This window comes from Streptomyces sp. NPDC088785, assembly GCF_044750685.1.
Lineage (GTDB): Bacteria > Actinomycetota > Actinomycetes > Streptomycetales > Streptomycetaceae > Streptomyces.
This window is the reverse complement of record NZ_JBIVKH010000001.1, coordinates 107,794-129,091: the sequence shown is the minus strand read 5'-3', so window position 1 is coordinate 129,091 and position 21,298 is coordinate 107,794. Positions and strand designations below refer to the sequence as shown.

The window sequence follows — 21,298 nt, the reverse complement described above, 5'->3', positions numbered from 1 at the left end:
ACCCTACGTCAACTTTGCGGTCGGGGCTCTCCCGGAAGAGTGACCTTGATCCGGCAGCCCCGCTCGGATTCGGCCACCCCGATCCGGCCGCCGTGCAGGTCCACCGCCCAGCGCGCGATGGCCAGGCCGAGGCCCGTGCCGCCGTCGCCCTTGCCGCTCGACCCCTGGTCCTTCGTCCCGCGGTTGAAGCGCTCGAAGACCCGGTGCCACTCGGACTTCGGGATGCCGGGACCCTCGTCCTGCACCTCGATCTCCAGCGACTCCGGATACAGCCCGCGCCGGGCCCGCACCGTGACCCGGCCGTGCGGCGGGGAGTGCTTGACGGCGTTGTCGATGAGATTCGCCACTACCTGGTGGATGCGCTCGGGATCGGCGTGCGCGGTCAGCTCCGGCGGCGAGACGTCGAGGTGGAGATGGACGTCCGTCCGCGTGTGGGTGCCGGACCCGGAGGCGATGCCGGCGCGCTGCGAGACGGCCATGTTGGCCTCCTTGAGCACGCCCGACAGATAGGGCCAGACCTCGAAGCGGCGGGCCTTGAGCGGCACGACACCGTTGTCCAGCCGCGACAGGTCGAGCAGCGTCTCCACGAGCCGGCCCAGCCGCTCCGTCTGCTTCAGCGCGGTGCGCATGGTCTCGGGGTCGGCGGACATGACGCCGTCCACGACGTTCTCCAGCACCGCGCGCAGGCCCGCGATGGGGGTGCGCAGCTCGTGCGAGACGTTCGCCACGAGTTCCTTGCGCTGGTGGTCCTGGGCGGCCAGCTCGTCGGCCATGCGGTTGATGGTGACGGCCAGGTCGCCCAGCTCGTCGCGGCGGTCCGCGCCGCGCACGCGCCGCGTGTAGTCGCCGTTGGAGATCGAGCGGGCCACGGTGTTCATCTCGTCCAGCGGCGCGGTCAGGGAGTGCGCGACGAACTGCGTGATCAGCAGCGTGGCGATGATCGAGAACACCGTGATGAAGCGCAGCTCCGTCGCCGTGTACATCGCGACCATGAGCAGGCCCGTGGTGATGAACACCGAGATGACGACGAGGGTGCCGAGCTTCGCCTTGATGGAGAAGGGGCGCAGCCCGCCGGTCGCCCAGTAGGGGTTCAGCGGGGGCTTGAGCGTCCTGGGCCGGTCCGGCCGGCTGTGCTGTGCCCGGTCCCCGACGCTCATGGGGTCGGCGTCTCCAGCGCGTAGCCGACACCGTGCACGGTGCGGATCCGCTCGGCGCCGATCTTCCGTCGCAGGGCCTTGATGTGGCTGTCGACGGTGCGGGTGCCCGAGGCGTCCGCCCAGTCCCACACCTCGGCGAGCAGCTGCTCGCGCGAGAGGACCGCGCGCGGGGTGTTCGCCAGGCACACCAGGAGGTCGAACTCGGTCGGCGTGAGGTGCACGTCGTCGTTCCTGACCCGCACCCGGCGCTGCGCGTGGTCGATCTCCAGTTCGCCGAGCCGGAGGATGCCGCTGCGCGGAGTCGAGGCGGCGACGGCCGCGCGCTCCACCCGGCGCAGCAGCACGTGCACCCGGGCCGCCAGCTCCCGCATCGAGAACGGCTTGGTCATGTAGTCGTCCGCGCCCACGCCGAGGCCGACGAGCATGTCCGTCTCGTCGTCGCGCGCGGTCAGCATCAGCACCGGCACCGGCCGCTGGGCCTGCACCCGGCGGCACACTTCGAGGCCGTCGAAGCCCGGCAGCATGATGTCGAGGATCAGCAGGTCGGGCTGCCAGGCCTCGGCCGTGTCCACGGCGGCCGGGCCGTCCTGTGCGGTTTGCACCAGGAATCCCTCCGCGCGCAGCCGGGCGGCGATGGCGTCCACGATCGTGGGGTCGTCCTCGACGACGAGGACCCGTCGTTGAGCCCCCGTCGTCGCCGTGCTGCCGTTGTGGGAGGTGTGTGTCTGCTCCATCGCCCCGCCCCTGAATGCACGCCTACGTGGCGCGCTTGACGCTTGAATGATCGGGTTTCGGCCCTCAGCGTACGGGGAGTTACCGCCGGTCGGCTACGCGCCCCGTACTGCGAGGTGCACCACGTCGGGTACGCCCCGGACAACCGGGATCTCTTCGGTGCGGACCCGTCGGAATCCGGCATTCCGCAAGGTTCCTTCGAAATTTGCGGACGGCTGCGCGGACCAGACGGCGAGCACGCCGCCGGGGTGCAGGCGGGCGGCGCAGGCGGCGAGGCCGGCCGGCCCGTAGAGGCTGTCGTTGTCCTCGGTGACGGTCCAGTCCGGCCCGTTGTCGATGTCGAGGCAGAGGGCGTCGTAGCGGGCGCCGCCGGCGCGCAGGTGGTCGAGGAGGCCGGCCTCGACGATCCGCGTGCGGGGGTCCGCGAGCGCGGCGGCGGACAGCCGGGACAGCGGGCCGCGCAGGTGCCAGTCGATGACGGCCGGCTCGCGCTCGACGACGGTGATCCGGCCCCAGCGCGGCTCCGCGGCGGCGTGTGCGAGCGAGAAGCCGACACCGAGGCCGCCGATGAGCACGGCGGGCCGGGCCCGCGCGGGGTCCAGCGCGCCGAGCGCGGCGTCGACCAGCAGCCGCTCCGAGCGGCCGTCGGAGGTGTCCATGAGGAAGGTGCCGTTGGCGATGATCTGGAGCAGGGTCCCGTGCCGGCGCAGCACGACCTCGCCGTACGGGCCCTCGCGGCGGTCCAGGACGACCGGGGGTTCTTCCGGGTGCGCGACGCTCATGCGGGCCATCTTGGCCGATACGGGTTTGCCGCGTCGCCGTTCGGTTGCGGACGCGGCCGGGGCCTGTGAGGTTGCTGTGCATCGCGTCCCGTGTGGCGTCGGTCATGGACAGGACCGGCCGCCGGGGCGAAGGCTGGGGCGGATGCGCGCGAAAGGGGTGCCCTCGTGGAACCAGGCGGCGTGATCACCGGTGCCGGACGGCCGGCGGGCCCCGACGGCCGGCCGCTCGACGGCATTCCCGCGCAGGCCGGGGCCCCGGCCTGCGAGACCGCGCCCCGCACCGGCCCCCGCCGGCCGCGCCCGTGGCTGCTGCTGCCCACCCCGACCGGGACCCCGTTCACCTTCGGCTACTCGGCCGTGCTCGTCGCCACCTCGCTGTTCATGGAGTTCGCGGCGCCCGACGTGGTGTCCGCCGCCCTGCGCGCGTCCAGCACGGACGTCACCCATCTGGCCCAGTCGCCGGCGCTCGTCCTGGTGGCGAGCGCGCTGTGGATCGCGGGCGGCCTCACGTCACCGTTCGGCCTCGCCTTCGTGATCGTGCTGACCGCGCTGGAGCGGCGGATAGGGGGACTGCGCACGGCCGCCGTCTTCCTGCTCGGCCATGTCCTGGCGACGCTGGCCACCGAGGTGCCGGTGGGTCTCTCGGTGGCGGCGGGCCGGCTGCCGGACAGCTCGCTGCACCGCCTCGACTACGGCATCAGCTTCGGTGTCGCCGCGAGCATCGGCGCGCTCGCCGGGCTGCTCACGCGCTGGCCGCGCCGGCTGATCCTCGCCGTGTTCGCGGCGAGCCTGATCGAGGACCTGATCGGGTCCACCGACCCGATGACGAGCTGGGGCCACCTGCTGGCGCTGGCGATCGGCGTGGCCACCTGGCCCCTGGTGCGCCGCTCGCGGATCACCGCGCGCCGCGCTCCGGCCGCGGGGCCGGGCTCCCCGCGTACGTCGCGTTGGTGAGCGGGGCCACCACCTCCCAGCCCAGCGACTCGTAGAGCAGCCGCCCCGCGGGCGTGCACGCCAGGACGCCCCGCACGGCCCCCTGCTCGTGGGCCGCCGCGTGCAGGGTGCGCATCACCACGCTCCCGAGCCCCCTGCGGCGGTGCTCGGCCGCCGTCTCGATCTGGTCCACGGCGGCGCTCGCGCCGGTCGGCGCCACCTGCCCCCGCGCGGCGAACGCCCCGGCGCGGTCGGTCACGAGAACCCGGGTGACGCCCCCGCGGGTCCAGCTGCGCAGCCGGTACCCGGCCGGGACCGCGGGGGCGGGCGCGCCGCTCAGGGCGGTCGTCATCAGGTAGTCGTCCGCGCCGTAGGGCTCCCAGCCCTCGCCGAGCCAGGGCAGCACCCGCTCCCGCTCGGCGAAGACCTTCAGGTGGGTGCCGCGCCCGGTGACCGACCCGGCGACCTCGCGGACGTCGGCCTCGCGCACGCCGTCGTTCGCGGCGCCGAGCACGTGCCGCCCGACGTGTTCCGCCAGGCCGACATAAATCGTGTAGCCCCATGGTTCGACCAGAGGGGGAGCGGCTCCCCGGGAGGCGGCCCAGCCGTCGACCCAGTCGCGTACATGGCGCTCGCCGGTCATGCGCACCCCCGGTGTAATGGTTGCTTTCGGTGCGTGAACCTTACGCACCGTCCGCCCGCCCCGGGCAGAGGTGATCGCTCAGAGCGAACGGGCGGCGGGGAACATTCGCGGGCTCCCGTGCATTGAGTCGACATAGCTCAACTTGACTGCCAAAGGGGAGATCATGGCTTCGACGTCCACATCGCTCACCTTGCCTGTGCTGCCGCTCGACGACGAGGTCGTGCTGCCCGGCATGGTGGTGCCCCTGGACCTGAACGACACCGACGTGCGGGCCGCGGTGGAGGCCGCGCAGGCCGCCGCGCGCGGTGAGACCGGCAAGCCCCGGGTGCTGCTCGTGCCGCGGATCGACGGCGCGTACGCGAACATCGGCGTGCTCGGCACCGTCGAGCAGGTGGGACGCCTGGCCGACGGCGACCCGGGCGCGCTGGTCCGGGGCCGCGGCCGGGTGCGCATCGGCGCGGGCACGACCGGTCCCGGCGCCGCCCTGTGGGTGGAGGGCCTGACCGTCGAGGAGACGGTCCCCGACCCGCTGCCCGGCGCCGTCGCCGAACTCGTCAAGGAGTACAAGGCGCTCGCCACCGACTGGCTGAAGAAGCGCGGCGCCTGGCAGGTCGTGGACCGCGTCCAGCAGATCGAGGGCGTCTCCGCCCTCGCCGACAACGCCGGCTACTCGCCCTTCCTGACCACGACGCAGAAGGTCGAGCTCCTGGAGACCGCCGACCCGGTGGAGCGGCTGCGGCTCGCGACCGGCCAGCTGCGCGAGCACCTCGCCGAGCAGGACGTCGCCGAGACCATCGCCAAGGACGTCCAGGAAGGCGTCGACAAGCAGCAGCGCGAGTTCCTGCTGCGCCGCCAGCTGGAGGCCGTCCGCAAGGAACTGCGCGACCTCAACGGCGAGCAGGAGGGCGAGGAGTCCGACGACTACCGCGCCCGCGTCGAGGCCGCCGACCTGCCCGGGAACGTCCGCGAGGCCGCTCTCAAGGAGGTCGACAAGCTGGAGCGCTCCAGCGACCAGTCGCCCGAGGGCTCCTGGATCCGCACCTGGCTCGACACCGTCCTCGAACTCCCGTGGAACGAGCGGACGGAGGACGCCTACGACATCAAGGGCGCCCGGGACGTCCTGGACGCCGAGCACTTCGGCCTGGACGACGTCAAGGAGCGCATCACCGAGTACCTGGCCGTGCGCAAGCGGCGGTCCGACCGCGGCCTCGGCGTCGTCGGCGGACGGCGCGGCGGCGCGGTGCTCGCCCTCGTCGGCCCGCCCGGCGTCGGCAAGACCTCGCTCGGCGAGTCCGTCGCGCACGCCATGGGCCGCAAGTTCGTCCGGGTCGCGCTCGGCGGCGTGCGGGACGAGGCGGAGATCCGCGGCCACCGGCGCACCTACGTCGGCGCGCTGCCCGGCCGCATCGTCCGCGCCGTCAAGGAGGCCGGGTCGATGAACCCGGTGGTGCTCCTCGACGAGATCGACAAGGTCGGCTCCGACTTCCGCGGCGACCCGGCCGCGGCCCTGCTCGAAGTCCTCGACCCGGCGCAGAACCACACCTTCCGCGACCACTACCTGGAGGTCGAACTCGACCTGAGCGACGTCGTCTTCCTGGCCACGGCCAATGTGCTCGAAGCCATCCCGGAGGCGCTGCTCGACCGCATGGAGCTGGTCCGGCTCGACGGCTACACGGAGGACGAGAAGGTCGTCATCGCCCGCGACCACCTGCTCCCGCGCCAGCTGGAGCGGGCCGGACTGGCCGACGGCGAGGTCGTCATCGGCGAGGACGCGCTGCGCAGGCTGGCCGGCGAGTACACCCGCGAGGCCGGCGTGCGCAACCTGGAGCGGGCCGTCACCCGCGTCCTGCGCAAGGTCGCGGCCCAGCACGAACTCGGCGACCGCGAGCTGCCGTTCACCGTCGGCGAGGACGATCTGCGCGCGCTGATCGGACGGCCGCACCACGTGCCCGAGTCGGCGCAGGACCCGGCCGAGCGGCGCACGGCGGTGCCGGGCGTCGCGACCGGGCTCGCGGTGACCGGCGCGGGCGGTGACGTCCTCTACGTCGAGGCGTCGCTGGCCGACCCGGAGACCGGCGCGGCGGGCCTGACCCTCACCGGCCAGCTCGGTGACGTCATGAAGGAGTCCGCGCAGATCGCGCTCTCCTTCCTGCGCTCGCACGGCGCCGAGCTGGAGCTGCCCGTCGCCGACCTCAAGGAGCGCGGCGTGCACATCCACTTCCCGGCGGGCGCGGTCCCCAAGGACGGCCCGAGCGCGGGCGTGACGATGACGACGGCGCTGGCGTCGCTGCTCAGCGGGCGCCTGGTCCGTACGGACGTGGCGATGACCGGTGAGGTGTCGCTGACCGGCCGGGTGCTGCCCATCGGCGGGGTGAAGCAGAAGCTGCTCGCCGCGCACCGGGCGGGCGTCACCACCGTCATCATCCCCAAGCGCAACGAGGCGGACCTGGACGACGTCCCGGCCGAGGTCCTGGAGAAGCTGGACGTCCACCCGGTGACGGACGTCCGCCAGGTCCTCGAACTGGCCCTGGCCCCGGCCGGGTTGGAGGTTCCGGTCGCGGCGTGACGGGCGCGGCCGGACGAGCGGGCCCGGACCCCTGTACGGGGGTCCGGGCCCGCTGTCCGCCGCGGGGCGGGCTCAGCCGTTGGCGAGCGCCTGGACGCGGTCGAGCGCGCCGTTGAACTTGTCGTGGTCGCCGACCGTCGGGCCGGACGAGGTGTACTGCCACATGGTGTAGAAGCCCCAGCCGGCCGGGAGCGTGCCCACGGAGGCCGCGTAGCGGGCGATCCACAGCGGGGTGCTGGCCGCGAAGCCCCCGTAGTTGCCGGTGCACTCGGTCCACCAGCTCGTCGCCGTGTAGATGACGGCGTCCCGGCCGGTGCGCGCCCGGTACTGGTTCAGGAAGCTCGCGATCCAGTTCACCATCGCGCTCTGCGACAGGCCGTAGCAGGACGCGCCGTAGGGATTCCACTCGATGTCGAGCACGCCCGGCAGGGTCTTGCCGTCCCTGGACCAGCCGCCTCCGTGGTCCACGAAGTAGTTGGCCTGGGTGGCGCCGCTCGTCGTGTCGGGCGTCGCGAAGTGGTACGCGCCGCGGATCATGCCGACGTTGTAGGCGCCGTTGTACTGCTGGGCGAAGTACGGGTTGGTGTAGTACGTGCCCTCGGTGGCCTTGGTGTAGGCCCACTTCACGCCGGAGCCCCAGAGCGTGGCCCAGGCGACGTTGCCCTGGTGGCCGGAGACGTCGACGCCCTCCGTCTGGGTGGCGCTGCCGGACGGGGCGGAGCCGGTGTCGCCGTCGTGCGCCGCGACGCCCATGCCCAGGTGGGCCTGGCCGCGGACGGGGACGTCGGCGGCCTGCGCCGCACTCGGCAGGGTGAAGAACAGGGAGAGTGCCGCGAGGAGCGTCCCGGCCACGCCGAAGCGGGTGCGGCGGGTCGTTCCGGGTCTGTGCACGGGCATGGGTGTGCCTCCGTAGGCCTCGTGGGGGATCAGTGGTGCTGATCAGGGACCTGTGCTGGACGTGCTGACGACCTGTCGGCATGCCACCGTGCGGGTACTGGAATGGACATGCCATGCAGGACGCTACGCAGGTGGACCCGGGGGTGGGAAGAGGGTCCGGGTGCTGCCGTTGGTCTACTCCTGCGAAATACTGGCGGAGCTGCGGCAATGGCGGCGATTGGCGAAAACTTTCAGAATCTCGAAACCCGGGGACACTGTGGCCATGGGCGCTGACGTGCACGAAGGCGGGAACGGCAGGCGGCGAAGTACGGAACATGCCGCGAATTCCGATATCGCGCCAACTGGTGTGGACCACGAATTCCTGGCGCTGGAGCGGGAGTTGACCGTCTTCCTGCGGCGCGCCCGGGCCTCGTCCGGGGAGATGGCCCGCGAGGTCCACCCCGACCTGGAGCCGGCCGCGTACGGGTTGCTGGTGCGCCTGGAGGAGTCCGGGGCGCAGCGGGCCACCGAACTCGCCGGGTACATCGGGGTCGGCAAGGCCACCATGAGCCGTCAGCTGCGGGCCCTGGAGGAGCTGGGGTTCGTCTCCCGCGAGCCCGATCCGGCGGACGGCCGGGCCTGGCTCGTCTCGCTCACCGCGCTCGGCCGGGAGAACTTCCGGCAGGTGCGCGATGCCCGGCGGGCGCGCTATGTGCGGCAGCTCGCGGGGTGGGACCGGGTGGAGGTCGCCGAACTGGCGCGGCTGCTGCACCAGTTGAACGCGGGGGCCGAGCACGAGTAGGGGCGGCGAGCGGTGGGGCCAGGCGTTGGGGCCGGGCGTTCCGGTCCGGGTTCGTCGCGGGCCGCCGGCCGCCTCTCGCGCAGTGCCCGCGGGTGGAGTTCCGCGTAGACCAGGGTCGCGTCGTCGTGGGTCTTGCTGCGGCCGAGGTGGGTGCGGGTCCGGGCGTCCGCGTGTTCCAGGGAGCGGACCCGGGCGACCGTCCCCTCGGCGCCCTCCTTGCGGACGAGGGTGAACAGGTCGGCCCAGTCGCCCTCGCGGAACTTCTCGGTCCAGCGCGTGACCCCGTCGGTCATCGCGGCCAGGGCCCGGACGCCGTCGCGCGCGAGGGTGCCGGTCACCGCGCGGTCCGCCACTGCCGGATCGGCCGCCGCCGTGAAGAAGCCGCCCTCCTTGTTCCGGGCCTCCGCGTCCGTCACCGCGTGCGAGACCAGCAGGGCGCGCGGCACCCGGTCCAGCCGGTCGTCGACCAGTGCCGTGACCGCCCCGTCCCGCCCCCCGACGAGCAACACCGCGTCCGACAGCACCAGATACTCGACCCGCTCCGCGTCCCAACGCGCCAGGACGACGGTTGCCTGAGGCGTCCTTGGGTGAGAAAGGTCACAGGTCGTACGGTGCGCTGCGGCGGTCCGGGCGATCGCGGTCGCGAGGATGTCACGCAACGTCATATCCCGCCGCGAACCGGACAGTTCATGCAGGGCGCCGCCGAGCCGGGCGGTGAACCAGGGGACGGAATGCAGACAGCCGTCGTCGGTGGCCGGGGGAGTGACGCCGTCCAGGACGACGAGAGATCCGCCCTGTCCGGAGGCCGGAAGCCCCACCGCGGCGTAGTCCTCGTTCGGTCGGGCCGGGTCGCCGGGCTCGCTGGCCAGTTCGATGCGCATCCGGTCAGTCTGCACGACCTCTTCACCAGGCCTTCGAACCGCGCCCGCCGGGCTTGTCGTAGCAGGTCAGCTGCCTGTTTTGGGCCGGATTCAGCAAGTCCGCGGGCCATCGGCGGGGCATCTTGCCAAAGCCCGTGAAGGACGTCCAACCGGCCCGCTGTGAAAAGGTGGTGACTGTGCCGGAGGAACTTGCTCGCCAACTTCCGTTCGGGGTTCACTCCTTCGGGTGGCGGGCAAGGTGATGTGCGCCCCTTGCCCACCGGCGCTGGAATGGTCGGGAGCCATGCCAGAAGGGTCCAAGTGGTGACGAATCGTCACCCGGGCCCACGGGTCGGACGAGTCAGGAATGCGAGCATCAGTGCGGAACACCTCCGGCGGTATCGGGTCCCAGGGGCCGGCGCAGCCGGACGGTACGGGAGTGTCCGGAAGCGGACCGTCCCCCCGGACGTCCCCGACGGCACCGACGCCCCCCGAGGCCCCCGGAGCCCCTGCCGGCCCCGAGGCCACCGCGACTCCCGGACCGTCCACCGCGCCCGGATCTAGCGCGGCCCCCGGGTCTTCCGCCGCCCCCAGGTCCTCCGCGGCTCCCGGATCCTCCGCCGCCGCAAGCCCGGCCGCGGCCCCCGCTTCGGCCCCCGCGCCGAACCCCGCGTCGGCCCCCGCACCGCACTCCGCGACCCCCGCACCCGGGCCCGCGCACCCCGTGCCCGCGGCGGGCGGCACGCCGCCCGTGGGCCCCACCGGCAAGCGCAAGCGGGTGCGCAATCGGCTGATCATCGCGGTCGCCGTCGTCGCCGCGGCCGTCGTCGGAGCGGGCGCGCCCGCCGTGCTCGCCGCCTCCTCCCAGGTCGGACAGACCCAGGAACTCGTCGACGACGCCGCGCGCACCCAGCGCGCCCTCGCCCTGTCGCACGCCCTGGCCGACGAGCGCGACGAGGTCACCGCCTACATCGCCGCCGGCCGCCCCAAGGGCAAGGGCCTCAGCGAAGGCCGCAGCGCCCGCGTCGACCGCCAGGCCGAGGAGCTGCGCGCCGACGACGCCCCCGGCTCCCTGCGGGCCGCGCTCGGCGACGTCGCCGCCGTCCGCCGCGCCGCGCTCACCGGCAAGGACACCGCGCTCCAGGCCCACACCGCGTACTCCGACGCCATCATGGAACTGCACCGGCAGGCCGAGGAGCTGGCCGAGCGGATCCCGGTGCGGGCCGGCCACGGCGCCCGCGCCCTCGCCGACCTGGACCGCGCCGTCGAGCAGGCGTCCGCCGCCCGCGGGCTGCTCCTCGCCGCGTACTCCGTGCCGAGCACCCCCACCACGTCGACGACCATCGACCCCGTCACCGGGGTGCCGAAGACCGTCGTCGGCCAGGTGTCCTCCGACAGCAAGCAGCGCGACGCCCTCACCGCCGCCGCGATGCAGGCCCGGGTCGCCGAGCAGGCCGCCCTCGACGCCTTCCGCGAGTCCGCGCCGGGCGCCACCGTGGACGCGTACGACTCCACGGTCACCGGGCCCGACGCGAGCCGCGCCGAGAAGTACCTGGAGCAGCTGACCGACGCCCCGACGCTGTCCGACAGCGAGGCCGGCTACAACAGGAAGAACGTCGACGCCGCGCTCACCTCCCGCGTCGACCTGATGCGCGGCGCCGAGTCCGCCCTCGGCGACCAGCGGCTCAAGCGCCTGGAGCAGCTGCGCGACGACGACGTGACCGCCCTCGAGGTGCGGATCGCCGTGGTCGGCGTCCTGCTGCTGGTGGCCGTCGGCGTCGGCATGGGCACGGCCCGCTCGCTCACCCGGCCGCTCGCCGCGCTGCGCATCGGCTCCGGCCGGGTCGCCGGGGCGCCCGCGACCGAGGAGCCCGTGAAGTTCACCGGGCGCAACGACGAGTTCGCCCAGGTCGTCCGCTCGGTCAACGCGCTGCACGCCCACGCCGTCGCCCTCCACGAGCGGCTCACCACCCTGGAGTCCGACCGTCGGCACCTGATCGGCGAGCGGCAGCGGATGGCCGACGACCGGGACGCGCTGCGCGCCCGGCTCTCCGACGCCGCCGTGCAGGTGGAGCGCGCCAAGGGCGCCATCCACGGCACGTTCGTCAACCTCGCCCTGCGCACCCTCGGCCTGGTGGAGCGCCAGCTCGGGGTCATCGAGGGCCTGGAGGAGCGCGAGCAGGACCCCGAGCGGCTCGGCACCCTGTTCAAGCTGGACCACTTCGCCACGGTCATGCGCCGGCACAGCGAGAACCTGCTGGTCCTGGCCGGCGCCGACCACGGCCAGAGCCACGCGGGCAGCGTGCCCCTCGTCGACGTCGCCCGCGCCGCCGTCTCCGAGATCGAGCGCTACGAGCGCGTCCGCATCGCCGCGCTGCCCCCGCACGCGCACATCGCCGGGTTCGCCGCCGACGACCTCAGCCACCTACTCGCCGAACTCCTGGAGAACGCGACGTCGTTCTCGCCGCCCGACGCCTCCGTCGAGGTCTCCGGCTGGCTCCTGGAGAACGGCGAGGTCATGCTCTCCGTCCAGGACGAGGGCATCGGCATGGCCGAGGAGCGGATGACCGAGCTGAACGCCCGCCTCTCCGCCTTCACGCCCGAGCAGGGCCACGACCCGGAGGACACCGACGGCCTCGGCCTCGGCCTGTACGTCGTCGCGCGGCTCGCCGCGCGGCACGGGGTGCGGGTCCGGCTGCGCGAGCAGAAGCAGGGCGGCATCGCGGCGGTCGCCGTCCTGCCCACCACGCTGCTCGCCGCCGCCCCCGCCGTGTCGGCGCCGCCGCCCGCGCTGGTGCCCGGCGGCGCGCCCGCTGTGCACCTGCCGGGATCCGAGGCGGAGGCCAACTCCAACGTCCTGTCCGGCCGTTCGCTCGCCGCGACCGACGCCGACGGCGCCGCCACGGCCGGCGGCGACCCGCTGATCGAGGCCGCCGAGGAGGCGGTACGGGTGGCGGAGACCGGGCAGCCCCCGGCCGAGTCCGTCGCCGAGACCACGATGGAGCTGATCGCGCCGGTCCCGCCGGCCGACGAGGAGCCCACGCCGCACCCGGAGCCCGGGCCCGCCGCCGGACCCGCGCCGCACCCGGAGCCAGAGCCGGACCCGCGCCCCGCACGGCCCGCCGCCGAACCCGCACCGCCCGCCGCCGAACCCGCACCGGGCGCCGCCGACCCCGCGCCGCCCGCCGCCGAACCCGCCCTGCCCGTGCGTTCGCGTACGGTGCCCGCGCCGGAGCCCGACGCCCACGAGCGCACGCCCGACGCGGGCGCCCGGGGCGAGGAGATCCCCGCGCAGCGCACCGAGACCCGTGAGCGCCTCACGGACAAGGGCCTGCCCAAGCGGACGCCGAAGATCGCCGCCCCCGCCGCCGCTCCGAAGCCGCGCACCGGCTCCGTCGACGCGGCCGCGCTGCGCCGCAGGCTGGGCGGCTTCCACCGGGGCGCCGAGGAAGGCCGGCGCGACGTGGCGGTGGAGATGGGCGACGCCCCAGAACGTATTGGAGAAGCCAAGGGGGACACAGCCGAGGAGGCAAGCAGTTGACTGCGCCCACCCCTGCACTCAACAACCCTGCACTGAGTACCGAAGCCCGCAATCTGCACTGGCTCCTGACGAACCTGGTCGAGGAGGTGCCAGGGCTGCTCTCCGTCGCGGTGGTCTCGTCCGACGGACTGCTCCTGCTCTCGTCCGACCCGGGGAGGAGCGCCGAGACGCCCAGCGACCACAGCGGCGGCCCCAAGGGCTCCAGCGCCGACCTGGCCACCATCGTGTCCGGCGTCGGCAGCCTCACCATCGGCGCCGCCAAGCTGATGGACGGCGGAGGCGTCAAGCAGACCATGGTCGCCATGGAGGAGGGCAGCCTCTTCGTCATGTCCATCAGCGACGGTTCGCTGCTGGGCGTGCACGCCACCCCGGACTGCGACATGAGCGTCATCGCGTACCACATGGCGCTCTTCGTCGGACGTGCCGGGCACGTCCTGACGCCCGAACTCCGCAGCGAGCTGCGCCAGTCGATGGAGAGCACCCGATGACCCCCGGCAGTACCGGCTCCACCCCGAACAGGCTCCCCCGGCGCGGCGGCGACCGCAGACCCGCCCGCGTCCGGCCCTACTCGCTCACCGGCGGCCGCACCCGCTTCGGTCACGTCCTCCTCGTGGAGACCTTCGTGGCCGCGCTGGAGGCCCCCGACGAGCGGCTCGAACTGGGCAAGGGCACGCTCGCGGGAGTGATGCCGGAGATGCGCGCCATCGTCGAACTGTGCCGCCGCATGCGCACGGTCGCCGAGATCGCCGCGCTCCTCAAGATGCCCCTCGGCGTGGTCCGCGTCCTGCTGAGCGACCTCGCCGACCAGGGAAAGATCCGTGTGTACGGAACAGGTCACGGCCCGGGACAGCCGGACCGTGCGCTGCTCGAAAGGGTGCTGAGTGGACTCCGCCGTCTCTGAACTCCTCGACGACGAGGAGCAGGTGCAGGCTTGGCAGACGGACCGGACCCGGGCCCCCATCGCCACGAAGATCGTGGTCGCGGGCGGCTTCGGGGTCGGCAAGACGACGATGGTGACCGCCGTCTCGGAGATCCAGCCCCTCCAGACGGAGGCGCTGATGACCCAGGCGAGCGAGGAGACCGACGACCTCACCGCGACGCCCGACAAGACGACCACCACCGTCGCGATGGACTTCGGCCGCATCACGCTCGACGACGACCTGGTGCTGTACCTGTTCGGCACACCGGGCCAGCAGCGGTTCTGGTTCATGTGGGACGACCTGGTGCGCGGCGCGATCGGCGCGGTCGTCCTGGCCGACACCCGCCGGCTGTCGGACTGCTTCCCGGCCCTCGACTACTTCGAGAGCTGCGGCCTGCCGTACGTCGTCGCCGTCAACCACTTCGAGGGGTCGGAGGAGTTCGAGGAGGCCGACGTCCGTGAGGCGCTGTCCGTGCCGCCGCACGTACCCGTCCGGATCATGGACGCGCGCCGCCGGATCTCGGTGATCGAGACGCTGCTGTCCCTGGTCGGCCACGCCCTCGACGCCACCCCCGCGTAACCCCTCATCCGATCAGTTAGAGGCACCACATGTCACGGAAGATACTCGTCGTCGGAGCCGGCCAGTCCGGTCTCCAGCTCGCCCTCGGCCTCCAGACCAAGGGCTACGAGGTCACGCTGATGTCCAACCGCACCGCCGACGAGATCCGCTCCGGCCGGGTCATGTCGACGCAGTGCATGTTCCACACCGCGCTCCAGCACGAGCGCGACCTCCAGCTCAACTTCTGGGAGTCCCAGGCCCCGCGGATCGAGGGCCTCGGCGTCTCCGTCGCCGCCCCCGGCTCGCACGACCCCGGCCCCACCCAGCGCGCCATCGACTGGGTCGGCAGGCTCGACGGCCACGCCCAGTCCGTCGACCAGCGCGTGAAGATGGCGGGCTGGATGGAGACGTTCGCCCAGCGCGGCGGCCAGCTCGTCATCCACGGCGCGGCCGTCTCCGACCTGGACTACTTCTCCCGCACCTACGACCTGGTGCTGGTCTCGGCCGGCAAGGGCGAGCTGGTCTCCATGTTCGGCCGCGACGCCGCGCGCTCCCCGTACACCGAGCCGCAGCGCGCGCTCGCCGTCGCCTACGTCCACGGCATGGGCCCGCGCCCCGAGCACCCGGACTTCGACGCGGTCCGCTGCAACCTGGTCCCCGGCGTCGGCGAGCTGTTCGTCATGCCGACGCTCACCACGTCGGGCCGCGCCGACATCCTCTTCTGGGAGGGCGTCCCCGGCGGCCCGCTCGACGTGTTCAAGGGCGTCAAGGACCCCTCCGAGCACCTGGCGCTCACCCTGGAGCTGATGGAGAAGTTCACGCCCTGGGAGTACGCGCGCGCCACCAAGGTCGAACTGACCGACGCCAACGGCACGCTGGCCGGCCGCTACGCCCCGACCGTGCGCAACCCGATCGGCCGCCTCCCCTCCGGCGGCGCGGTCCTCGGCGTCGCCGACGTGGTCGTCGCCAACGACCCGATCACCGGCCAGGGCTCCAACTCGGCGTCCAAGTGCGCGGCCGCCTACCTCGACTCCATCGTCGAGCACGGCGACAAGCCGTTCGACGAGGAGTGGATGCAGGCCACCTTCGACCGCTACTGGGACACCGCCCAGCACGTCACCAAGTGGACGAACACCATGCTCCAGGCCCCGCCGGAGCACGTCCTCGACCTGATCGGCGCGGCCGGCGCGCTCCCGCCCGTCGCCGACCGCTTCGCGAACGGCTTCGACAACCCGGCGGACTTCGAGAACTTCTTCTACGAGCCCGACAGGACCGCCGCCTACCTGGCGTCGGTCACCGGAGCCTGACCGGCGCACCGGACCGCCCGCGCCGGACGTCGACCGACGTCCGGCGCGGGCGGTCGCGCGTCCGGGACCGTCAGCGGCCCGCCGCGGGGGCGCCCGCGGCGGCGTACCCCGCGTCGCCGCCGGTCATCGCGTCCGGCGGCAGCTCGGGCGCCCGGTATCCGGTCATCGCGCCGGCCCCCGGGTCCGGGCGCACCGCGCCCAGCAGGGGGTTCGCGGCGATGGGGGAGACCTTGACGCGGGCGCCGGGCCGCGGCGCCTGCACCACCATCCCGTCGCCGAGGTACATCGCCACGTGCGTCGCCCTGGGGAAGTACACGACGAGGTCCCCGGGGCGCAGCCGCGACAGCGGCACCTTCGGCAGCGTCGCCCACTGTTCCTGCGAGGTGCGGGGGACCGGCCGGCCCGCGTGCGCCCACGCCTGCGAGGTGAGCCCCGAGCAGTCGTAGGCGGCCGGGCCCTCGGCGCCCCACACGTACGGCTTGCCGATCTGCCGGACCGCGTACGCGAGCGCCGTGTCCCCGGCCCGCGACGGCGGGCCGCCCGTCGAGCTGAGCGCACCCGACGCCATGAACGTCCGCTGCGCGTCCGCCATCCCGGCGTCCTCCAGCCGGGCCAGCTCGCCGAGCTGGTCGGCGGTCAGCGACGCCAGCAGCTCCTCGACCTCCTTGAGCCGGGCCCGCACCGCGTCCTGTTCCTTCTTCTGCCGGGCGGCGAGCCCCAACTGCTCATCGAGCGCGGCCCGCGCCCTCGTCGCCACCTCGTCGGCCTTCCTCTCGCTGCCGACGAGCCGGTCGACGGTCGCCTCCTGCTCGCGCGCGGCCCGCCGCAGCACGTGTCCCTGGTCGACGGCGTGCTGCGGATCGCGGGCCAGCAGCAGCCGTACGTAGGGGGAGATCTCGCTGCTGCCCTGGTACTGCTGGCGGGCCAGGCGCCCGGCCGCGACCCGGCTGCTGTACAGCTCCCCGCGCGCCGACGCCAGCTTCCCGGACAGCTCCTCGGCGGTCGCGCGGCGCTCCTTGAGCTTCTCGGCCGTCGCGTTGTACGTCTCGGTGGCCTCCTCGGCCTGCTGGTACAGGCCCTGGAGGTCGGTCAGGAGGTCCGCCACCGAGCGGCCCCCGTCGGGGGCGGGCGCCGCGCCCGCCGCCGTGGGGGACAGCAGCGCCCCCGTCACGGCCGCCGTGCACACCCACCGCATCACACTGCCTGACACCACGTCACCTCCGGAGCGGGCCGCCCCGGCGCGGGCCCGCACCGTGAACATCAACAGACGACCGGCCCGGCCGCCCGGAGGGCTGCGCGGTTCGGCCCAACCTCGCCATCCCTTGAGGGGGTGCGCGGCGCGGCGCCTTTACCCGCGGGGGCCGCCGTCCGGCCCGCCCGGCGACTTCTTCGACCAGGGCCACTTCACCGAGCGCTCCACCTTGCCGTCCGGCGCGAACGCGTAGCGCCACTTCTGCACCAGCCGCACCGCCCGCCCGTCGGGCACGGGCTCGCGCACGTAGACCAGGACGGTGTCGGGCCCGCCGTCCGGGTCGGGCACCGGCACCCGGTACACCTTCGGCGGATTGCCGGTGGCGGTGACCAGCACCGGCAGGGTGCGCCCGTCGAGGGGGCCGCCGGCAAAGGGGATGTCTTCGCTCTTCACGCCTACCAGTAACGCACGCCCCGGCCGGTCACAGCAGGTGGCCCGCGTCACGGACCACCGACAGCACCCGCCGGGCCAGCGTGCCGACCGGCCCGGCCGGGGTCTCCAGCGCCAGGGCGCGGCGGACCACGTCGGCGGTCTGCGGGTCGCGGCCCGCGGTCGCCGTGAGGACCGCGAGGAACTGGTCGACGAGCCCGTCGCGCAGCTCGTCCAGCGGCGGCTGCTTCTCCTCGTCGAGCCAGATCAGGGAGGCCGCCTCGACCGCCGTGATCCACATGCGGACCGTCATCCGCAGCCGGGTGCCGGGCACGGTCACCGCGAGGTGGCTGAGGATGTTCTCGGCGGCGGCGCGCCGCACCCCGTCGACGATCGCCGTGGTCCGGGAGGTCTCCACGACGCTGCCGCCCTGGAGCAGCGCCGCGAACCCCGTGTCGTGCAGGTCGACGAAGGCGAGATAGCGGTCGAGCGCCCGCGCGAGCCGGGTCGTGAGCGGCCCCTCGGCCGGCTCCGCGAAGCACTGCTTCAGCTCGTCCGCCGCGGAGCGCAGCGCGGCCTCGTAGAGCTGCTGCTTGCCGCCCGGGAAGTAGCGGTAGACCAGCGGACGGGAGACGCCGGCGGCCTCCGCCACGTCGTCGAGGGAGACCTCCTCGGGGGCCCGGTGCGCGAACAACGACAGGGCGGCTTCGAGGAGTTGGGCCCGTCGCTCCTCGACGCTGAGCCGTCGGTAGGCGGGCGTGCCGGTGGCCGAGGTCATGTCCGGCAGCGTAACCGCGCGGGGCCGCCGGCGGGGACGGTGCGCACCGGGGTTCAGGCCAGCAGTCCGGAGGCGCGCCACAGCCGGCGGCCGGGGCCGCGCAGGACGCCGATGTCGTCCAGGAAGTCGGTGAGCCGCCTCGCGCCGGTCTGCATGATCTCGCGGCGGTGGCCCGACGCCTTGACCTGCGCCATGGCCTCCTTCTTGTCGAGTCCCACGTTCGCGTACACGTCGGGGTTGACGAAGGCGACCGAGAAGACGCGCGCGAACTCGCCGGACGTGAGCCGGGTGAACTCCTGCGACCACTTCGGCGCGGTCACCATCTGGCGCCGCAGCTCCTCGCGCGCGTACCGCACGTGCCGTGCCTCCTCGACGACGTGGATCCGGGTCACCCCGCGCACCAGCGGCTGCACCCGCTCGTCCGGGAACGTGAGCCGCTGCATCCAGTCGAGGATCTCCTCGCCGAGCAGCGTCGCCGTGAACGATCCCGGCGTCGTCGAGATGGTCTTGAACAGCCGGCCGAGGTTGTGGTGGACGCGGGCCACCGGATAGTGCGGGGTCCCGCCGCGCGTGATGAGCCGCGCGAACATCTTCGAGTGCCGGCACTCGTCCTCGATCTCGGTGAGCGCGTACCGGACGTGGGCGCTCGTCGCCGCCTTGTCGTAGACGTGCCGCACCAGCAGCTGCATCAGGATCAGCTCGAACCAGATGCCCAGCGAGGCGAGCGCCGCCGCCTCGTGCCGGGACAGGTCGATCCGCTGCTCCTCGCTCATCCGCTCCCACAGCGGGGTGCCGTAGAGGGAGACCAGCTCCGGCGGCCAGAACCACTTGCCGTCCTCGAACGGCGCGTCCCAGTCCAGCTCCTTGTCCGGGTCGAAGGAGTGCTTGGCGGAGGAGTCGAGCAGTCGCTCGGCCACCTGCTCCCGGTCCTTGAGCAGACCGAGCGCGTCCCGCAGCCCCTCGACCGCGTCGGCGTCCGTCATGGTGGTCATCGCTGACTCCCCATCGCTGTAAGTGGGTTGACGGGTCCGGGGTACCCGTGGGGCCGGCGGGCGCATCGGTCCGCCCCTCTTATGAGACTGCTTGTCAGCAAGGCCGTCAATCCCTCGCGCACGACTTGTTGACCCCGCGTCTACCACCGTGTGAGCCTGCCGGTATGTCGACCCACGAGCTGTACACCGAGACCGTGGGCGAGCCCAACTGGCAGGTTCCATCGGCCAGTTCGGCCCGTCTCAGCTGGGAATACGACGATGGACGCGACCGTCTGCTCGCCCTGTACCAGAAGGGCAAGGACAAGCAGTGGGACGGCGCCCGCCGCATCGACTGGAGCCTGGAGGTCGATCCCTGCGATCCGCTGGGCACCCCCGACGAGTCGATGTCCCTCTACGGCACGCCCTACTGGGCGAAGATGACCGACAAGGACAAGGGCGAACTGCGCAAGCACTACACCGCGTGGCAGTTCAGCCAGTTCCTGCACGGCGAGCAGGGCGCGATGGTGTGCGCGGCGCGCATCGTCGAGTCCGTCCCCGACCTCGACGCCAAGTTCTACTCGGCGACGCAGACCATGGACGAGGCCCGGCACGCCGAGATCTACGGCCGCTTCCTGCACGAGAAGATCGGGATGCTCTACCCGATCAACGACAACCTCCAGGCGCTGCTCGGCGACACCCTGCGCGACTCCCGCTGGGACATGCCCTACCTCGGCATGCAGGTCCTCATCGAGGGTCTCGCGCTGGCCGCCTTCGGCATGATCCGCGACACCACGGACAAGCCGCTGCCCAAGCAGATCCTCGCCTACGTGATGCAGGACGAGGCCCGGCACGTCGCCTTCGGACGGATGGCGCTGCGCGACTACTACCGCCAGCTCACCGACGCCGAACTGCGCGAGCGCGAGGAGTTCGTCATCGAGGGCTGCTACCTGATGCGCGACCGGCTGCGCGGGGTGGAGGTCCTGGAGAACTTCGGCATCCCCAAGGCGCAGGCCGAACAGTACAGCGAGGAGTCCGAGTTCCTCGCCCTGTTCCGCCGGCTGCTGTTCTCCCGGATCGTGCCGTGCGTCAAGGACATCGGCCTGTGGGGCAAGCGCCTCCAGCAGGCGTACGTGGACATGGGCGTCTTCGAGATGGGCGACTCCAACCTGGATCTGCTGATGGCCCAGGACGAGGAGATCGCGGAGGAACTCGACGCGGAACGCTTCGCGGCGGAGGAGCAGGCCCGGGTGACGGAGGTCCAGGAGGCCATCCGCGCGGGCACCGCCGACTGACCCCGGACGTGACCCCCGACTGACCCCCGACTGACCCCCGACCGCCCCGGACCGACCCGGGACGCCGCCCGGCTCCCTGCTCCGGCCCTGACCCGGATGGAGTAGCGTCTCGGTCGTGTCCACGCCACCACCGCCCCAGCCCCCGCAGCCGAACCAGAACCCGTACGGCCAGCAGCCCGGCCCCTACGGCCCGCCGCAGCCCGCGTACCCCGGGCAGCCGCAGCAGCCCTACGGCCAGCCCCCCGCCCACCCGGGCTTCCCGCAGCAGCAGTACCCGGGCGCGGGCCCCCAGTGGGGCGCGCCCCCGCCGCCCCCGAAGCGCCGGGTCGGGCTGATCGTCGGCATCGTCGCCGGTGTCGTCGTCGTGGTCGCGCTCGGCCTGGGCGCGCTGGCCTACGTCGGGCTGAAGTCCGACAGCGGCTTCCCCGAGGCGAAATACCGGCTGACGCTGCCCCAGAAGGTCCTCGACGGGAAGTACGAGCTGGCCCAGGACCTGTCCGCGTCCAAGGGGCAGGCGCTGGAGGGCGAGGCCGACGGCGCGTGGGACGCCCGCGACACCAAGGCCGCCATCGGCCAGTACGCGCTCGGCGGCGACCAGACCAAGGGCGTGCTCGTCATCTCCGGCATGTACGGCCGGTTCAAGAACACCGACTCGGCGCGCGGCAACATGATGAAGGGCGCCGCCGAGTCCGACAACGCCTCGGTCGCCGTGCCCCCGAAGGACTTCCACCCCGCCGGCACCGACGTCACCATCACCTGCGAGGTGCTGACCCAGAGCAGCGGCGTCACCAAGATCACCATGCCGATGTGCGCCTGGGTCGACGGCAACACGGGCGCCTCCGTCGGTGAGTTCACCGCGGCGTCCGCCGCCCGGGACCCGCAGGACATCGACCTGGCCGCCGCCGCCGCGTCGGCCGCGCGGATCCGCGACGAGATCCGCACCCCGCTGGGCTGACCGG

Annotated in this window: 19 protein-coding genes and 1 pseudogene; 10 read left to right on the top strand and 10 right to left on the bottom strand. The window is 73.1% G+C overall.

Features of this window, described 5'->3' with window-relative positions; all coding sequences use genetic code 11:
• Positions 1-8: 8 nt before the first annotated feature.
• The 3 genes from ACIP5K_RS00570 to ACIP5K_RS00560 form a co-directional block, all read right to left on the bottom strand.
• The gene (locus ACIP5K_RS00570; protein WP_401403463.1) at positions 9-1,157 is read right to left on the bottom strand and encodes an ATP-binding protein; all 1,149 of its coding nucleotides are present in this window, start codon (positions 1,155-1,157) and stop codon (positions 9-11) included.
• A complete protein-coding gene (locus tag ACIP5K_RS00565) occupies positions 1,154-1,891 on the bottom strand; it encodes a response regulator transcription factor (RefSeq protein ID WP_361539866.1) in 738 nt (245 codons plus the stop codon). The genes ACIP5K_RS00570 and ACIP5K_RS00565 overlap by 4 nt, the downstream gene beginning before the upstream one ends.
• Positions 1,892-1,984: 93 nt before the next feature.
• Positions 1,985-2,671: a spermidine synthase gene (locus ACIP5K_RS00560; RefSeq protein WP_401403460.1), complete on the bottom strand. Its 687-nt coding sequence runs from the start codon at positions 2,669-2,671 to the stop codon at positions 1,985-1,987.
• 165 nt (positions 2,672-2,836) lie between these two features.
• Between ACIP5K_RS00560 and ACIP5K_RS00555 the strand changes: the two genes are divergently transcribed.
• Positions 2,837-3,625, top strand: coding sequence for a rhomboid-like protein (locus tag ACIP5K_RS00555; RefSeq protein WP_401403458.1), 789 nt, complete (start codon positions 2,837-2,839; stop codon positions 3,623-3,625).
• Here the strand turns inward: ACIP5K_RS00555 and ACIP5K_RS00550 are convergent.
• Positions 3,567-4,247, bottom strand: a complete 681-nt coding sequence (locus ACIP5K_RS00550) for a GNAT family N-acetyltransferase (RefSeq protein WP_401403455.1) — start codon at positions 4,245-4,247, stop codon at positions 3,567-3,569. The two genes, ACIP5K_RS00555 and ACIP5K_RS00550, sit on opposite strands and share 59 nt — an antisense overlap.
• Before the next feature lie 163 nt (positions 4,248-4,410).
• Here ACIP5K_RS00550 and lon point away from each other — a divergent pair, with 163 nt between their 5' ends.
• Positions 4,411-6,813, top strand: coding sequence for an endopeptidase La (gene lon, locus ACIP5K_RS00545; protein ID WP_401403452.1), 2,403 nt, complete (start codon positions 4,411-4,413; stop codon positions 6,811-6,813).
• 72 nt (positions 6,814-6,885) lie between these two features.
• On the opposite strand, the gene ACIP5K_RS00540 is transcribed toward lon, so the two are convergent.
• On the bottom strand, positions 6,886-7,710 hold the full coding sequence (locus ACIP5K_RS00540) for a lysozyme (protein ID WP_401403451.1): 825 nt from the start codon (positions 7,708-7,710) through the stop codon (positions 6,886-6,888).
• Positions 7,711-7,984: 274 nt separating this feature from the next.
• Between ACIP5K_RS00540 and ACIP5K_RS00535 the strand changes: the two genes are divergently transcribed.
• Entirely contained in the window at positions 7,985-8,491 is a 507-nt protein-coding gene (locus ACIP5K_RS00535) for a MarR family winged helix-turn-helix transcriptional regulator (protein ID WP_401405197.1), read from the top strand.
• 95 nt (positions 8,492-8,586) lie between these two features.
• On the opposite strand, the pseudogene ACIP5K_RS00530 reads toward ACIP5K_RS00535, so the two are convergent.
• A pseudogene (locus tag ACIP5K_RS00530) lies at positions 8,587-9,372 on the bottom strand (protein phosphatase 2C domain-containing protein); the annotation flags it as partial.
• A 730-nt stretch (positions 9,373-10,102) separates the two neighbouring features.
• Between ACIP5K_RS00530 and ACIP5K_RS00525 the strand changes: the two are divergent.
• Genes ACIP5K_RS00525 through ACIP5K_RS00505 form a run of 5 tightly spaced genes read left to right on the top strand, consistent with a single transcriptional unit; the run spans position 10,103 to position 15,677 of the window.
• Complete coding sequence (locus tag ACIP5K_RS00525; RefSeq protein ID WP_401403448.1) at positions 10,103-12,892, top strand: nitrate- and nitrite sensing domain-containing protein; 2,790 nt, start codon at positions 10,103-10,105, stop codon at positions 12,890-12,892.
• On the top strand, positions 12,889-13,380 hold the full coding sequence (locus ACIP5K_RS00520; RefSeq protein WP_401403445.1) for a roadblock/LC7 domain-containing protein: 492 nt from the start codon (positions 12,889-12,891) through the stop codon (positions 13,378-13,380). The genes ACIP5K_RS00525 and ACIP5K_RS00520 overlap by 4 nt, the downstream gene beginning before the upstream one ends.
• A complete protein-coding gene (locus ACIP5K_RS00515) occupies positions 13,377-13,793 on the top strand; it encodes a DUF742 domain-containing protein (RefSeq protein WP_401403443.1) in 417 nt (138 codons plus the stop codon). The genes ACIP5K_RS00520 and ACIP5K_RS00515 overlap by 4 nt, the downstream gene beginning before the upstream one ends.
• Positions 13,774-14,391: a GTP-binding protein gene (locus tag ACIP5K_RS00510; RefSeq protein WP_401403441.1), complete on the top strand. Its 618-nt coding sequence runs from the start codon at positions 13,774-13,776 to the stop codon at positions 14,389-14,391. Before ACIP5K_RS00515 ends, ACIP5K_RS00510 begins: the two co-directional genes overlap by 20 nt.
• Positions 14,392-14,420: 29 nt before the next feature.
• Complete coding sequence (locus tag ACIP5K_RS00505) at positions 14,421-15,677, top strand: styrene monooxygenase/indole monooxygenase family protein (RefSeq protein WP_401403438.1); 1,257 nt, start codon at positions 14,421-14,423, stop codon at positions 15,675-15,677.
• Between the two features lie 70 nt (positions 15,678-15,747).
• On the opposite strand, the gene ACIP5K_RS00500 is transcribed toward ACIP5K_RS00505, so the two are convergent.
• The 4 genes from ACIP5K_RS00500 to ACIP5K_RS00485 form a co-directional block, all read right to left on the bottom strand.
• The gene (locus ACIP5K_RS00500) at positions 15,748-16,887 is read right to left on the bottom strand and encodes an NlpC/P60 family protein (protein ID WP_401403435.1); all 1,140 of its coding nucleotides are present in this window, start codon (positions 16,885-16,887) and stop codon (positions 15,748-15,750) included.
• 138 nt (positions 16,888-17,025) lie between these two features.
• Positions 17,026-17,322 (bottom strand): hypothetical protein, encoded by a 297-nt coding sequence (locus ACIP5K_RS00495; protein ID WP_401403433.1) that lies wholly within the window; start codon positions 17,320-17,322, stop codon positions 17,026-17,028.
• A gap of 28 nt (positions 17,323-17,350) precedes the next feature.
• Positions 17,351-18,076 (bottom strand): TetR/AcrR family transcriptional regulator, encoded by a 726-nt coding sequence (locus ACIP5K_RS00490; RefSeq protein ID WP_401403430.1) that lies wholly within the window; start codon positions 18,074-18,076, stop codon positions 17,351-17,353.
• Positions 18,077-18,129: 53 nt separating this feature from the next.
• Positions 18,130-19,068: a diiron oxygenase gene (locus ACIP5K_RS00485; protein WP_401403428.1), complete on the bottom strand. Its 939-nt coding sequence runs from the start codon at positions 19,066-19,068 to the stop codon at positions 18,130-18,132.
• Between the two features lie 164 nt (positions 19,069-19,232).
• On the opposite strand from ACIP5K_RS00485, the gene ACIP5K_RS00480 reads away from it, so the two are divergent.
• Positions 19,233-20,339 (top strand): ferritin-like domain-containing protein, encoded by a 1,107-nt coding sequence (locus tag ACIP5K_RS00480; RefSeq protein WP_401403425.1) that lies wholly within the window; start codon positions 19,233-19,235, stop codon positions 20,337-20,339.
• A 115-nt stretch (positions 20,340-20,454) separates the two neighbouring features.
• Positions 20,455-21,294, top strand: a complete 840-nt coding sequence (locus ACIP5K_RS00475; protein ID WP_401403422.1) for a hypothetical protein — start codon at positions 20,455-20,457, stop codon at positions 21,292-21,294.
• The last annotated feature ends 4 nt before the right edge of the window (positions 21,295-21,298 follow it).